Consider the following 14,892-nt stretch of genomic DNA (forward strand, 5'->3'; position numbering starts at 1 on the left):
CTCCTTCCCCGCATTCACCGAGTAGGCCGACAAGAGCTACCTCGGCGTTTGAGGACCGGGGCGAGCACGGTGACGTCCTGCTCGTCGGGCAGGGCGCCGATCTGGTCGGTGAGGTGAGGTCGGTTCACGAGTCGTCCCGGGTGGTGGGCGGGGCGGCCTGATCGGTGGGCGCTGTGGCGGCCGGGGTGAGCCGGTCCAGGATCGCGGTGACCACCGCGGCGGTATCCGGGTCGAGCCCGTCGAGCAGGGTGGGGTCGCGGTCGCCGGCGAGGATGCGGTGGAGCACTGCCGCGAACGCCGCGCCCTCTGGGTCGGCGGCGAGATCGTCGAGGACCGGGGTGAGCTGCGCGGTGGCGTCGGGGTCGCCGCTGGCCGCCGCGACCGTGACGTCCATCAGCGCATCCAGCCACTTCTCCTCGTTGTTGGTGAGGGTGTGCCAGGCGTCGAGATCGACGGTGACCTCGCCGGCGAGGGCATCCAGGAGGCGGCGGACGATCGCGGTGTCGATCGGGTCGAGCCCGTCCAGTGCTGGGGTGTGGTCGCCGGCGTGGATGCGGCGCAGCACCTCGGCCAGCTGCCGCCAGTCACTCTGCTCCCCGCGGGCGGTGAGGGCCTGGTCGAGGGCGGCAGCGGCGTCCGGGTCACCGCCCTCGGCGGCGATCAGGGCGGCGATCACCGGTTCCCACCAGGTCAGGTGCCGCTGCAGGTCGGCTTCCTCCTCGGGGGGCAGGGAGCGGGCCAGGCGGAGCACCTCATCCAGCGCCGCCTGCCCGTCCGGGGCGCGGGCGGGTAGCCGGGCCACCAGATCGGCCAGGTGCACTCCGTCGACCTGGTCGACGATGCGGCACACGTCGGCGAACGCTGCCGGGGGCGGCGCCTCGTCCCGGGCAAGCAGTCGGGCGAGGGCGCGGACACGTCCGGTCAGCTCCCCGGCACCGGTCTGGTATCCGATCACGGCGGCGGCCAGGCGATGGGCCCACACCTGCTGCCGCTCGCCGCCGTACCGGTTCAGGTAAAGGGCGAGGTTGGTGTGGCTGACCCCGATGCCGTCCGGCTCCCCGGCCGCGTAGCCCAGCCGCAGGGCATCCTTGCCCAGCTCGATCGCCGGGCCGCCGTGACCCAGCTGATCCTCCACGTCGGCCAGAGCGGACAGCACCTTGCCCAGCATGGTGATGTTGTGGTCGGCTTCGAAGACCGTCCGGCACCACTGCAGCAGGGTCCGGGCCTCACCGACCCGGCCCAGCCGCAACAGCGGCCCGTATTCGTTGAGCGCCGAGAAGGCCTGCTCGGCGTCGCTGGCCCCCCGCCCCCGCTGGGAGGCGAGTATCTCGGCGCTGAAGTCCAGCGCCTGCTGCCACCGGCCGAGATCCTGGGCCGCCGTACGGCCGAGGTCGAAGATCACCTCCCGGACGTTGAAGGGGTCTGAGGCCTCGGGTGTATCGGAGGACTCGGGGAGGGCGGCCATCGCCGGACGGAGCTGTTGCACGGCGGCGAGCACCTGGTCGGCATGCCCCTGACGGACGAGGATCTGCAGCCGCTGCGCCTCATCGAGCAGCTGGGTCCAGGGACCCCATCCGGCCTGGCGGGTGTACTCCTTCTGATCCTCGGCCAGGCTGAGGGCGTCGTCGAACCGACCCAGCCTACGGTGGAGGTTGACGAGGTCCGTCGCGATCGCCGAGGCCAGTGGGAAGTTCTGCTGGGCGACGGCGGTGTCGAGCAGGTCACGTAGTTCTGTGGCGGCGTGGTGGGGTCGGATGGACCTCAGGGCTCGTGCGTGCAGCCGCCCGGCGCGCAGTTCCACATCGCTGCCGCGGCCGCCCTCGCGGGCCCTGGCCAGCAGCGGCAGCACCGCCGCCGCAGTCCCCGGCGAGGCGCTGCGGTTGAGGACCGCCTCTATCGGATACAGCACCTGCTGCCACTGGTGTTGCCGGATCAGGTAGGGGGCGGCGGCCAGCGCCGCCCGGCGGACCAGCCAGCCCAGCTCCTCCCGCTCCCGCTGCGCAGCAGCGTCCAAGAGGGCTAGCCAGTAGGCGGCGAGTTCGGTGTCCACGGCGTTGCCCAGATCGGGGCCGATCATGGTGCGGCCGGCCTCGGCGACGCCGGGATGCAGGTGGAACCGCGCCGGCCGGCCGGTGTCCGGGTTCCGGTCCACCGCGACCAAAGCCTGCTCCAGCAGCGGCGCCAGGGCAGCGTCCAGGTCGGGGGGCGGGCCGGGTTTGTCCAGCCGCTGCCACAACTCGGCCCAGCTGCCCTCGACCACGAGGCCGAGGCGGTCGTCTTGTTCCAGGCAGCACAGCAACCCGAACAGGGTGGCCGAGGCGGCGGGCAGGGTGCCGGTGGTGCCGCGGGTCCAGCCGTCGAGCACCCGCAGATAGTCCTCGCCAGTGGCAGACGCCTCCCCGTGCTGCAGGAAGGCATCCAGGCGGGTGCCGGTGTCCAGCCAGGTCTGGTCCGCCTCGTCCAGCCGGGACTGCAGCGCGGCCGGATCCTGAGCTTGCCCGTCGGCCAGCTCGATCAGCTTCGGGTGGCCCTGCACCACGGCGAGGGTGCGGGCGGCCAGCGCTCGGGCCTGGCGTGCGTCGAGGCCGCGGCTGGCGCCGTCGAGCAGGGCGCGCAGGTGCGGCCATTCCCGAGCCAGCAGCACCGCCTCGGTCAGCGACAGCGCGTGCACCGGCTCCACCAGCACCCCGGGCGGCAGCCCAGCGATCGGGCGGCGGGAGGTCAACACCACCCGGGACAAGCCGCCGTGGCCGGTGAGCGCGTCGATCAGCAGCTGCCACCGCTGGTCGCGCCACCCGCCGGTGTCGGTGAGCAACGATTCCAGGTTGTCCAGAACCAGCAGCACCCGCTGACGTTCGAGGAACTCGGTCAGGGTCGGCAGAAAGGCCTGCAACGCGGCAGTGTCGTCGACCAGGTGCGCCAGCCGAATTCCGGGCAGCTGCGCCTCCAGATCCAGGGCGAACGCGGTGAGCGCGGCGGTGATGTCGTGGCCCTCCGGCGGGGCCTGATGCCACACCAGCCGGGCGAACCCGTCCTCGTGGGTGTACGCCAACTCCAGCGCGCAGGCGGTCTTCCCGGCCCCGGCCATCCCGTGAAACAGCACCCCGCTGCGGCCGCTGCGCGGGGCCAGCGCGGCGGTGGCCCGGGTCATCGGCCCCACCCGGCCCACGAAACGCTGCGGCTGCGGGTCGAACCGGGCGAGTTTCTGTTGCTCGGCCTGGAACACCACCGGCTGCCCGGGCGGCGCGTCCAGCCTCAGCTCGCCGGCTCGGGCGCCGAACAACGCCGGGGTGGTCACCGACAACGCCGGCGCCCCCGCGGTCGGGGGATCCTGCACCACCCGCGGCAACGTCAGCCCCAGCGCCCGCGCCACCGGCTGCCCCTTACCCAACACCAGCTGGTAAAACGAGCCGGCGAGGGCGATCGCGAAATCGTCCACCACCGGATACCGCATCGCCAGCACCGCGCAGTCCAGCCGGCGCACCAACTCGGTGGCCACCGCCGGCAACGCCCCCTCCGCCTGGTCCGAGCCGCCGCCCGGGGTGGCGCCGTCAGTGCCGTACCCGTCCGGGCCGGCCGCACCGTGTGCGGGGTCTGCGGGGCGCAGACCGAGCAGGCGCAGATGTTCGGCCGCGGTCACCGCCGCCGACTCGCAGGTGGACAGGGTGACCAACTTGATCTGCCGACCGACCACATTCAACAGGTTCACCAACTCGCGGCTGGAAATCAGATCCCGTTGTCCCGTGTCCTTCTCCAGCAGCAGCCCGGCCGGCAGGCCATGCCCGGAAATGTGCAGCACGTCCCAGCCGGCCTCTTCGAGCAGGGCGTCCTCCAGCCGTTTGCGGGTGGCGCCGTACTGCAACACCCGCAACTCCACCGCCTTCTCATTGGCCGCGGCAATCTCCTGCACCAGCTGCGCCAACGCGTAGCGTTCCCGGCGCAGGTTCAACGCCGACGCGTCCTCCGGCAGGCTGAAGACCGCCAGCATCCGCAGCCGATCCCCCACCGGCCTCTTGACCCGCGGCGTCCGGCCCACCGGGTCGACGACGAAATTCACCCACTGCACCGCCAACGCTTGACCCCCGACGTGGGCCAGCTCCCACGGCCGGTACGCCAACACCTGCGCCTCGGCCGGCACCTCCAGCCGCACCGGCTCCTGCCACTCGGCAAGCGCCACCGCTACCGGGCCCAGCACCCGCTCCCCGATCCACGCCCCCACCTGCGCAACCAGTTGCGCCTCACTGGCCAACCGCCGATCCGGCGCTGCATGCCAGAACAGGTACTCGTCCAGCGCGGTGAACGCCTCGTACTGCCACTCCCCGGCATCCAACTCCACAACATGATCAGCCAGAAACCGGCCGCCGTCGGCGTCGGTCAGCCGCCACCGCCACCGCATCGGCCCCGCGAAGTCCAACACCTCAAGCCGCAACATCCACCCACCACCCCGGACTGTGACCGCACCGTTCCACCCTGGTACACCCACGCCACCGCAACAATCCCCACACCCGCTGATCACCCGGACAGTCAGATAACCGCCAATGACCACGCCGACCGTTCACCCCGTCAACCGGCCACCCGGTGCCGGACTGGACGGTGAGTCAAGGCCGACCGCAATCACGCCTACGGTCCTCCCTTGTGGACTTATCGACCACCTGGTCGTCAAGACCAACACCAGCGCCCGCACCGTCGAGCTGCCTGATGTCGTGGTGGTGGCGCTGCGTCAGCACCTGACCGACAGCTGCGACGCGGTCGAAGTCGACGACGACACGGACCGTCGCCGGCCGGTCCGCCGGGCCGCACGCCTGCTGTTCAAGGGTGTTGGCGGCGAGCCCGTCAACGCGGCGGCCTCCCATACCTGGGCGAGCGCCCGGGAAGCGGTCGGCCTGCCGGCGCGGTGGGCACTACTACGTGCTCGACCGGACCCGGCTGCTCATCGACGGCGCGCTCGGCCAACACGAAACGGCGGCCACGCCGGCTGTGAGCCGGGCATGACCGCCGTTTCGTGAAGTTGTACCCAACCTGTACCCAAGATCAGTAGCGATCCTGTTGCTCCAGGTCAGAGCCCTTGATCAGGCTCAGCAGTCGTAGTACATGGCGAACTCGTGCGGGGTCGGGCGCAGACGCACCGGGTCGACCTCGTTGGCGCGCTTCCAGTCGACCCAGGTGGAGATCAGGTCGGGGGTGAAGACGCCGCCGTCGAGCAGGTAGTCGTGGTCGGCCTCCAGCGAGTCGAGCACGGCCGGCAGCGAGCCCGGGACCTGCTTGACGTCGCCCCACTCCTCCGGCGGGAGGTCGTAGAGGTCCTTGTCGATCGGCGTCGGCGGCTCGATCTTGCTCTTGATGCCGTCCAGGCCGGCCATCATCATGGCCGAGAAGGCCAGGTAGACGTTTGCCGACGGGTCCGGCACGCGGAACTCGACGCGCTTGGCCTTCGCGTTGCTGCCGGTCACCGGGATGCGGGTGCAGGCGGAGCGGTTGCGCTGCGAGTAGACCAGGTTGACCGGCGCCTCGTAGCCGGGCACCAGGCGGCGGTACGAGTTGACCGTCGGGTTGGTGAAGGCCAGCAGCGACGGCGCGTGGTGCAGCAGACCGCCGATGTACCAGCGGGCGGTGTCGGACAGGCCGGCGTAGCCGGTCTCGTCGTAGAACAGCGGCTCACCGTTGAGCCAGAGGCTCTGGTGGGTGTGCATGCCGGAGCCGTTGTCGCCGAACAGCGGCTTGGGCATGAACGTCGCGGTCTTGCCGTTGGCCCAGGCCTCGTTCTTCACGATGTACTTGAAGAGCTGGAGCTGGTCGGCGGCGTGCAGCAGCGTCGAGAACTTGTAGTTGATCTCGGACTGGCCGGCGGTGCCCACCTCGTGGTGCGAACGCTCCACGGTGAAGCCGCTGTCGACGAGCCGACGCACGATCGAGTCGCGCAGGTCGGCGTAGTGGTCGACCGGGGGCACCGGGAAGTAGCCGCCCTTGTACGCGGTCTTGTAACCGCGGTTGCCGCCCTCCTCCTCGCGACCGGTGTTCCACGCGCCCTCGACCGAGTCGATGTAGTAGAACGACTGGTGCGCCGAGGTCTCGTGGCGGATCGAGTCGAAGATGTAGAACTCCGCCTCGGCGCCGAAGTAGGCGGTGTCGGCGATGCCGCTCGCGGCGAGGTACGCCTCGGCCTTCTTCGCGACGTTGCGCGGGTCGCGGGTGTAGGCCTCGCGGGTGAACGGGTCGTGGATGAAGAAGTTGAGCGCGAGAGTCTTCTGCGCCCGGAACGGGTCGATGAACGCGGTGGCGACGTCCGGGAGCAGGAGCATGTCCGACTCGTGGATCGCCTGGAAACCGCGGATCGACGAACCGTCGAACGCGAGGCCGTCGGTGAAGAGGTCGTCGTTGACGGACTCGACCGGCAGGTTGAAGTGCTGCATCACGCCGGGCAGGTCACAGAAACGAACGTCGACGAACTTCACGTCCTCGTTCTTGAGGTATCGCAGCAGTTCCTCGGGATTGGCGAACACACATCCTCCTGGCACGTCCACGGGGTGGCTAGGCTCCTGGCGACGCTATGGCCGGGGGGTTGCCCGGCCGTGTCTTGAGTGTTTCTGCCGTGTTACGTCCCTCGCGGAGCGTCAGCGACGCTCCTGTCCACGCACTCAGCCTGCGCGAACGCCGTACCGGCTGTGCCAGTGTAATGACACTTCATGCCATTGGCCCGAATCGGCACGCAGTGGTGACGGCGATCCGAGGCCCCGATCCGGACGCGGATACCCTTGATCGCTGTGACCAATCCGTACGTCCCGGCAGCGCCGGCCACCGACCCCACCTTCACCCCGCCGAGCCTGGGTCGGCGCTTCGGAGCGTTGATCATCGACTGGGTGCTCTGCCTGCTGGTGGCCAACATCTTCGCCGATCCGGTACGCGACGGCTGGGCGCCCGTGTTGGTGCTGATCCTGGAGTACGGCATCTTCCTCGGCCTCTTCGCCCAGACGCCGGGCATGTACGTCACCAAGGTCCGCTGCGTGAACTGGCACGACGGGGGCCGGATCGGCGTACCCCGCGCGCTGGCCCGGGGCGTGCTGCTGGCGCTCGTCGTCCCCGCGCTGATCATGGACGAGCACCGTCGGGGCGTGCACGACCGCCTCGTCGACTCGGTCATCGTCGACGCCCCGCGCGGCTGACACGCCCGGCACCCGGACTCCCGCGATCCCGCCCCGCCCGCCTCCGCACCGCTCGGGCCCTCGCCGGCCGGATCGGCTGTCACCTCCGCGGCGTGCCTGTCGGAGGCCCGCCTCCCGCAGGCCGACGCCGACGAGATCCCGCCCTCCGAACGGGAAGACCTGGCAAGATCCGCGCAACATCGGGGATGTTGCTGCCTCCCGCGCGTCGGAGACAGCAACATCGGGGATGTTGCGCGGATCATGGGCGCGGGGCGCGGGGCGCGGGGCGCGGGGCGCGAGGCGCGAGGCGCGAGGCGCGAGGCGCGAGGCGCGAGGCGCGAGGCGCGAAAAGAGCCGGACCCGTCTGGGTCCGGCTCTTTCGCAGTGTACGGGTCAGCGTCGCGGCTGGCGGGCACCGCCCGGCGGACGCATGTTCTTCGGGATCGCGCCCTTGGGCATCTGCGGACGGGCGGTGAGCGCCTTGAGTCGCTTGTCCAGCGCGTTGACGTCCTTGCCGCTGAGCGCGCGGGGAAGCCGCAGCAGCGTCGTGCGCAGCTTGCGGATCGGCAGCTCGCCCTCCTGCTGGCCGATCACGTAGTCGTGCAGCGGGGCGGAGCCGATGACCTTGGCCAGCCGTCGCTTCTCCTGCCCGAGCAGGCCGCGCACCCGCTGCGGGTTGCCCTCGGCCAGCAGGATCACGCCGGGCCGGCCGATCACCAGGTGGACCATGTCCATCTGGGTGGTCGAGCTGACGGCAGGGGTGACCCGCCAGTCGCCGCGCATGTTGTCCATGATCTGCGCCGCTGCGCCGGGCTGCCCCTCGGCGGCGTTCATCATCGCCTTGTTGGACCGCAGGTTCAGCACGATCAGCACCGCGAGCAGGACGAAGAGGATGCCGATCGGCAGCCAGATCCAGCTCCAGAGGATCACCGCGACCACGGTGAGCGCGAGCGGGATGAGCACCGCTGCGGCGACCAGCGGCGCGAACCACCGGTCCTGCTTGGCGGTGAACTGGAACACCATCCCGATCTGCTTCAGCCGCTGGCCGAACGAGACCTTCTCCTGGGGCTTTGCCATGTCGCAGAGTCTAGTGGTCCCCGCCGGCCGCGTTGATCCGCGTCCGGGTGCCGGCCGGCTGAGTACCTTACGTCGCCTTACCCGCCCCGACCGGGCGGGTAAGGAGGGTACGGCCGGGCAAGATGAGGCGGTGTGCCCATGCCGGGCCGGGGCCTTCGCGCGAAGAGTCGTCAGCAGACAACGACGACGCGACGAAGGAGCCCGACATGTTCGGCAACGACGTAGATTTCCTGCTCTCCGTGCACCGTACCCACGCCGCTGAGCTGCGGGCCGAGGCTGCGGCGGAACGGCTCGCCCGGTCGGTGCCGCGCCGCTCGGGTCGTGCCTGGTTGGGCCGCCGCCAGCCGACCCGCCGCACGGGTGACGACCGCCGGTGACCCCGACCGCCGCACCCACCGCACCCACCGCACCCACCGCGCCCGGGCCCGTCCCACCGGCCGGCCGGCACGACGACCCGGCACCCGGGTCCGAGCCGTCAGCCGGCGGGCCCGGGTCCGGACCGTCGACCGGCGGGCCCGGGTCCGGACCGTCGACCGGCGGGCCCGGGTCCGGACCGTCGACCGGCGGGCTCCGGTCCGAGCCGCCGACCGGCGGGCCAGGAGGCGGGGCAGTCCCGTCGCCGCGTCGCCGGCCGATCGGCGGGGACGGTGCGTCGCCCGGTCATGGCATGCTCGGTCCCGTGACCGTACGTGCCGCCAGTTCCGTCCTCGTCGGCCGCCACCGTGAGATCGCGGCGCTGCGGGACGCGCTGGGCCGGGCCGGGAAGGGCGAGCCGGCCACCGTGCTGGTCGGTGGCGAGGCGGGCGTGGGCAAGACCCGGCTGCTGGAGGAGTTCGCGGTCGGGGCCACCGCCGGGGGCGCCCGGGTGCTGATCGGTCAGTGCCTGGAGCTGGGTGAGGCGGGCCTGCCGTTCGCGCCGTTCGCCGCCGCGCTGCGCGCGGTGTTGCGCGCCGACGGGGCGGAGGTCTTCGCCGGCTACGAGGCGGAGTTCGCCCGCCTGCTGCCGGAGCTGGGCCGGGTGCCGGCGGGGTTGACCGCCCCGAGCACGCGACCACTTACCGACGCCCCACGCGGATACCTGTTCGACCTGGTCGCCGAACTGTTCCAGCGGCTCGCCGACGTCCGGCCACTGCTGCTGATCATCGAGGACCTGCACTGGGCGGACCGTTCCACCCGGGACCTGATCGGTTTCCTGGTCCGGGCCGCGCGACCGGGCCGGCTGCTGCTGGTCTGCACCTACCGCACCGACGAGTTGCAGCGTGGCCATCCGCTGCGCCCGTTCCTCGCCGAGCTGGACCGGGCCCGCGGTGTCGAGCGGGTCGAGCTGGGCCGGCTGGACCGCGACGGCACCGGCGCGATCCTCGCCGACCTGCTCGGCGGCGAGCCGGCGCCGCGTGCCGTCGACGACATCCACGACCGTACGCAGGGCAACCCCTTCTTCATCGAGGAGTTGGCCGTCGCCGGCTCCCCGCTCGGCTGCGCGGCGCTGCCCGAGACGCTGCGCGACCTGCTGCTGGCCCGGGTGGACCGGTTGCCCGAGCCGGCCCAGCGGGTGCTGCGGATCGCGGCGGCCGGCGGCACCCGCTTCGCCCACGGTCTGCTCGCCGAGGTCGCCGGCCTGCCCGAGGCCGAGCTGGAGGACGCGCTGCGCGCCGCGGTCGCCGCCCAACTGGTGGTGGCCGACCCGGACGGCGACTACGAGTTCCGGCACGCCCTGGTCCGCGAGGCCGTGCACGACGAGTTGCTGCCCGGCGAGCACGCCCGGCTGCACGCGCGGTTCGCCGCCGCGATCGAGGCCCAGCCGCACCTGGTGGTCGCCGGCCGCGCCCCGGCCGAGATCGCCCACCACTGGTACGCGGCGCACGACCACCCCCGCGCCCTTGTCGCCGCCCGGGTCGCGGCCTGCGCCGCCGCCGACAGGTACGCCTACGCCGAGCAGCGTCGACTGCTGGAACGGGCGTTGGAGCTGTGGGAGTTGGTGCCCGACGCGGCCGACCTGCTCGGCATGGACCACCTGGCGTTGCTGGAGCAGACCCTGGACGCGGCGGTGACGGCCGGCGACTTCAGTCGCGCCATCACGTTGACCCGCGCCGGACTGGCCGAGGTGGACGCCGACGCCACGCCGCTGCGCGCCGCCCGCCTGCTGGACCAGCGGGGCCGGCTGATGGCCCTGCTCGGCAAGAGCGACGGCAGGCGGGAGCTGGACGAGGCGTACCGACTGGCGGCCGGCGGGCCCTACGGGGTGGAGCGCGTCCGGCTGCTCGCCGACATCGCCGCCCACCTGGTCAAGATCGATCCTGAGCAGGCGGCCCTGGTCGCCGCCGAGGCGAGCACGGACGCCGAGGCGCTCGGCGAGGAGCTGGTCCTGCTGCCGACGCGGATCGCCCTGCTCTGCCACCAGCAGCTGGACAACCGGTTGGCGGAGCTGGGCAGTGCCGAGGCCGTGGCCCGGGCGGCCGGGGACCCGGCGGCTCTCGTGCTGGTCAAGGTGTTCCAGTCGGACGTGCTCTGCGAGCTGGGCCGCTACGCCGAGTCCGCGCAGGCGGCCGAGGCCGGCCTGGCCGAGGCGCGGCGGGTGGGGATCAGCCGCTCGGCCGGGGCGTACCTGCTGTCCAACCGGGCCGAGGCGCTCATCGCGCTGGGCCGGTGGGACGAGGCCGAGACGGTCTGTGCGGAGGCGGCCCGGATCGACCTGTCCGGTGTCACCGGGCTGCACTGGTTGCAGCTGGGCGCCGGTCTGCGGTTGGCGCGGGCGCACCCGGGGGCCGACGAGATGGTCGACCGCGCGTTGGCCTTCCTCGCCCGGCCCTACCTGTGGCCGAACCACCGCCTGCCCCTGCACGAGCTGGGCATCGAGGCGGCGCTGGCCGCCGACGACAAGATCGAGGCGGTCCGCGCGGCCCGCGTCGCGGTGGCCGACGACAGCCTGCCGCACCTCCCCCGCGAGGGTTGGCCGGTGCTGAGCGCCGCCGCGCGTACCGCAGCCCGGGTGGGTGACGGGGAGCTGGCTGCCGCCGTCGCCGCGCTCGCCGCCGACCTGCCGGCGCGACACCCGGCCGCGCGGGCGCACGCCGCCCAGGTCAGCGCTCTGCTGGCGGCGGACGACGAGGCGGTGCCGGCGTGGCGGGCGGCGGTGCAGGCGTGGCGCGTCGACGGTCAGCCGTACCCGCTCGGTCGGGCGTTGCTGGCGCTGGCCGAGGCCGCCGCGGCGGCGGGCGAGCGCGACGAGGTGTCGGCGGCGGTCACCGAGGCGGCCCAGATCGCCCGGCGGCTGGGCGCGACGCCGCTGGCCGAGACGGCCGCCACCCTGGCGCGGCGGGTCGGCCTGCGGGGGGCGGGCAACGGTGGGGGCGGTGCCGATCTGCTGACGGCCCGGGAGCGCGAGGTGCTGCGGCTGGTCGCCGAGGGGCACAGCAACAGCCGGATCGCCGAGCGCCTGTTCATCTCCCCGAAGACGGCAAGCGTGCACGTCTCCCGGATCATCGCCAAGCTGGACGTGACCAACCGCGGGGAGGCGGCCGCGCTGGCCCGTCGTCTCGGTCTGCTCGCCGAGCCCGCCGCGCCCCGCTGACGGGTGGTCTTTTCAGCCGCGCGGCAGGTAGATCCGCCAGCCGTCGACTGTGACCAGGTCCAGGTCGGCCGGGTCGGTGCCGAGCCGCTCGTCGAGCCGGGCCGCCAGCGGTGAGCCGGTCGGCGCGACCCAGGCCGGCGCCGCCGCACGCTCCACCTCGCGGCGGTACGCGGGGTAGCGGTCGAAGCCGGGACGCAGGGTGTCGTCGACCACCGCGCAGACCACCTCCTCGCCGCTCGCGAAGGTGAGGCGGTTGCAGGTCCAGTAGTCGGCGCGGACGTGTCGTACGCCGAGGTGGCGCAGCGTGGCCACCAGCTCGGCGTGCCGGGCCTCGGCCGTCCGGGTCGCCGGGGCCGTCCGGGCCGCCTGCCCGGTGGCGTACGCGGCGGTGACAAGCGTGGCGGCGAGGACGACGAACGCGCCCAGCCGGGTCACCGGCCACCCGGGACCGCGCCGGGCCAGCGTCCAGACCGGCCAGAGCAGCGCCGATACGGAGATGAGCAGCGTGGACAGATAGCGCGAACTCTCCACCGGGGTCAGACCGGAAGAACTGCTCAGCGTGTACGCGGCGAGGGTCGCCGCCGCGGCCAGCGCGAGAGCCAGCCGCATGGCCGCCGCGACCCGGGGCGTCGAGCCGTCCGCGCCGCCCAACGCGGGTGGGTGGCGGAGCGTTAGCCAGGCCGTGGCGGCGGCGGCGACCAGCAGCACCGGCAGCGCGTACGCCCACCACAGTTGCCAGGTGGCGCAGGAGCCGGGGCCGCAGAAACCCATGCCCAGCGGCGGCCCGAGCAGCAGCCCGCCGTGCAGCCGGTCCGCCCAGCTCGCGGTGGCGTCCGCCCCGCCGGCGGCGAGCACCGGGTGCAGGGGGTTGCGGCCGGTCAGCAGGCTGTGCCCCAGCAGCGGGGCGGCCCCCAGCACGGCTGCCGCCCCGAGCAGCGCTCCGGCCCGCCCGCGCAGCTCCCGGTGGCGGAACCCGACCAGCACCGCCCCGGTCGCCACGACGTACGGCAGCACCAGCGGGTCGACCCAGAGCAGCAGCCCGGCCAGGAACCCCCAGACCGCCCAGCGGACGGGTCGCCACCCCGGCCGGCCGGCGGCCAGGTCGACGGCGAGCAGGGCGAGCGCCACCCCGGCCGCGTTCATCTCGGGGTAGCCGCCGCCGGCGATCAACTGGTTCTTGACCACCCGGTCGGCGCCGAGGGCGAGCAGCGCCACCACCAGCAGGGCGAACCAGCGGTCCCCGGTCAGCCGCAGCGTGAGCCGCCAGGTCAGCAGCAGGAACAGCGCGTACAGCGCCAGCGTGGGCAGCCGCAGACCGAACAGGGACGGACCGAACAGCGCGAACACCGGCGCGGCCAGGTACGCCTCCAGCGGGCCCATGTACTGCTGGCCGTAGAACCAGACCGGAAAGTCCTCGCCCCGGGCGATGTGCAGCGCGGCCAGCCCCATGGTGGCCTCGTCGCTGTTCGTCGGGGGAGTGGCGTGATTCAGCAGCCAGAGCCGGTAGCTGACCCCGGCGAGCACCGCAAGACCGGTGAGCCAGCCGACCAGGCCGAGGTGCGAACCGGGCCGCGGACGCGGTCGACCCGCGCCGCGCGGCTGTTCGCGTACGCCGGCGGTCATCGCTCGATCATGGCACCCGGACGCCGCACGCCCGTGCGGCGCTGTCGGCGGGTCAGCCGGCGGTGACGACCGGGGTGGCGGCGCGGGCGTCGAGCGCCTGCTTGTAGAGCCGGCCGGCCCGGTACGACGAGCGCACCAGCGGCCCGCTCATCACCCCGGCGAAGCCGATCTCCTCGGCCTCCTCGCGCAGCTCCACGAACTCCTCCGGCTTGACCCACCGGGTCACCGGGTGGTGCCGGGGGGAGGGGCGCAGGTACTGCGTGATGGTGATCAGCTCGCAGCCCGCCTCGTGCAGGTCGCGCAGCGCCTGGGAGATCTCGGCGCGCTCCTCGCCCATGCCCAGGATCAGGTTGCTCTTGGTGACCAGGCCGTCGGCGCGGGCCTGCCGGATGACGTCCAGCGAGCGGTCGTAGCGGAACGCCGGCCGGATGCGCTTGAAGATGCGCGGCACGGTCTCCACGTTGTGGGCCAGCACCTCGGGCCGCGAGCCGAAGACCTCGGCCAGCTGCTCGGGGACGGCGTTGAAGTCGGGGATGAGCAGCTCGACGCCGCAGCCGGGCTGCAGCGCGTGGATCTGCCGGACCGTCTCGGCGTACAGCCAGGCGCCGCCGTCGGGCAGGTCGTCACGGGCGACACCGGTGATGGTGGCGTAGCGCAGGCCCATCGAGACGACCGACTCGGCGACGCGACGCGGCTCGTCGGCGTCGAACTCGGCGGGCTTTCCGGTGTCGATCTGGCAGAAGTCGCAGCGCCGGGTGCACTGGTCACCACCGATGAGGAACGTGGCCTCCCGGTCTTCCCAGCACTCGTAGATGTTGGGGCAGCCGGCCTCCTGGCAGACGGTGTGCAGCCCTTCGCGCGACACGAGCCCGCGCAGCTGGGTGTACTCCGGGCCCATCTTGGCCTTGACCTTGATCCATGGCGGTTTGCGCTCGATCGGCGTCTCGGCGTTGCGCGCCTCGATCCGCAGCAGGCGACGCCCCTCGGGGGCCGCCGTTGCGGTACGCGCTGCCTGGCCGGTCGTCGGCGCGGAGTGCTCGATCGTCACGAAAACGAGCCTACGCCGGATGGCAGCCGTCTATGTGCGTCAGGCGACCGGCGTCACGCCGCTGATGTTGTGACGCCGGACACCGGCAAGCCCAAAAATGGCGTCACACGCGCCGGGTTCGGGTGTTAGCGTCGCCGCCAACAGCGACGACGGAGCCGAGTAGCGCCCCGACCCGCCAGTACAGAGAGCCGCCGGTGCTGAGAGGCGGTCTGGCGACGGGTGCGCGAAGACCCTCCCGAGCTGCGGGCAGAACGGCGGCGACGCCTACTAGAGCCCGCCCGGCTGGCCCCGGTCACCAGGCGACGAACGAGGCCCCCGCTCCGGTGGGGGCGAAGGTGTGGTGGCACCGCGAGGTTCCCGCTCGCCCACACCTCCCTGGGGCTGATGCGACACCGTCGCCCCGGTGGCGGCGTCGCGATCGACCGAGGAGCAGC

9 protein-coding genes are annotated in these 14,892 nt (G+C 72.7%); 4 read left to right on the top strand and 5 right to left on the bottom strand.

Annotation, left to right across the window (positions count from 1 at the left end):
* Positions 1-124: 124 nt before the first annotated feature.
* Positions 125-4,432: a hypothetical protein gene (locus tag AB0B97_RS24210; protein WP_357496638.1), complete on the bottom strand. Its 4,308-nt coding sequence runs from the start codon at positions 4,430-4,432 to the stop codon at positions 125-127.
* Positions 4,433-4,538: 106 nt separating this feature from the next.
* Here AB0B97_RS24210 and AB0B97_RS24215 point away from each other — a divergent pair, with 106 nt between their 5' ends.
* Positions 4,539-5,006: a hypothetical protein gene (locus AB0B97_RS24215; protein WP_357496640.1), complete on the top strand. Its 468-nt coding sequence runs from the start codon at positions 4,539-4,541 to the stop codon at positions 5,004-5,006.
* A 69-nt stretch (positions 5,007-5,075) separates the two neighbouring features.
* Here AB0B97_RS24215 and glnA read toward each other — a convergent pair whose 3' ends face one another.
* A complete protein-coding gene (gene glnA, locus AB0B97_RS24220) occupies positions 5,076-6,500 on the bottom strand; it encodes a type I glutamate--ammonia ligase (RefSeq protein WP_234590915.1) in 1,425 nt (474 codons plus the stop codon).
* Positions 6,501-6,761: 261 nt separating this feature from the next.
* On the opposite strand from glnA, the gene AB0B97_RS24225 reads away from it, so the two are divergent.
* A complete protein-coding gene (locus AB0B97_RS24225) occupies positions 6,762-7,160 on the top strand; it encodes an RDD family protein (protein WP_357496642.1) in 399 nt (132 codons plus the stop codon).
* A 372-nt stretch (positions 7,161-7,532) separates the two neighbouring features.
* On the opposite strand, the gene AB0B97_RS24230 is transcribed toward AB0B97_RS24225, so the two are convergent.
* Positions 7,533-8,216 carry a DUF4191 domain-containing protein gene (locus AB0B97_RS24230; protein ID WP_234590917.1) on the bottom strand — a complete coding sequence of 228 codons (684 nt, stop codon included), beginning with the start codon at positions 8,214-8,216 and terminating at the stop codon, positions 7,533-7,535.
* A gap of 206 nt (positions 8,217-8,422) precedes the next feature.
* Here AB0B97_RS24230 and AB0B97_RS24235 point away from each other — a divergent pair, with 206 nt between their 5' ends.
* Both AB0B97_RS24235 and AB0B97_RS24240 read left to right on the top strand, forming a co-directional pair.
* The gene (locus tag AB0B97_RS24235; protein WP_234590919.1) at positions 8,423-8,593 is read left to right on the top strand and encodes a hypothetical protein; all 171 of its coding nucleotides are present in this window, start codon (positions 8,423-8,425) and stop codon (positions 8,591-8,593) included.
* Between the two features lie 302 nt (positions 8,594-8,895).
* Complete coding sequence (locus AB0B97_RS24240) at positions 8,896-11,787, top strand: AAA family ATPase (RefSeq protein ID WP_357496645.1); 2,892 nt, start codon at positions 8,896-8,898, stop codon at positions 11,785-11,787.
* Between the two features lie 12 nt (positions 11,788-11,799).
* Here the strand turns inward: AB0B97_RS24240 and AB0B97_RS24245 are convergent, their stop codons facing one another.
* Complete coding sequence (locus AB0B97_RS24245) at positions 11,800-13,410, bottom strand: hypothetical protein (RefSeq protein ID WP_357496647.1); 1,611 nt, start codon at positions 13,408-13,410, stop codon at positions 11,800-11,802.
* A 52-nt stretch (positions 13,411-13,462) separates the two neighbouring features.
* Entirely contained in the window at positions 13,463-14,458 is a 996-nt protein-coding gene (lipA, locus tag AB0B97_RS24250) for a lipoyl synthase (RefSeq protein ID WP_357496649.1), read from the bottom strand.
* Positions 14,459-14,892 lie beyond the last annotated feature (434 nt).

It is taken from the genome of Micromonospora sp. NPDC049004, assembly GCF_040649315.1.
Classification (GTDB): Bacteria; Actinomycetota; Actinomycetes; order Mycobacteriales; family Micromonosporaceae; genus Micromonospora.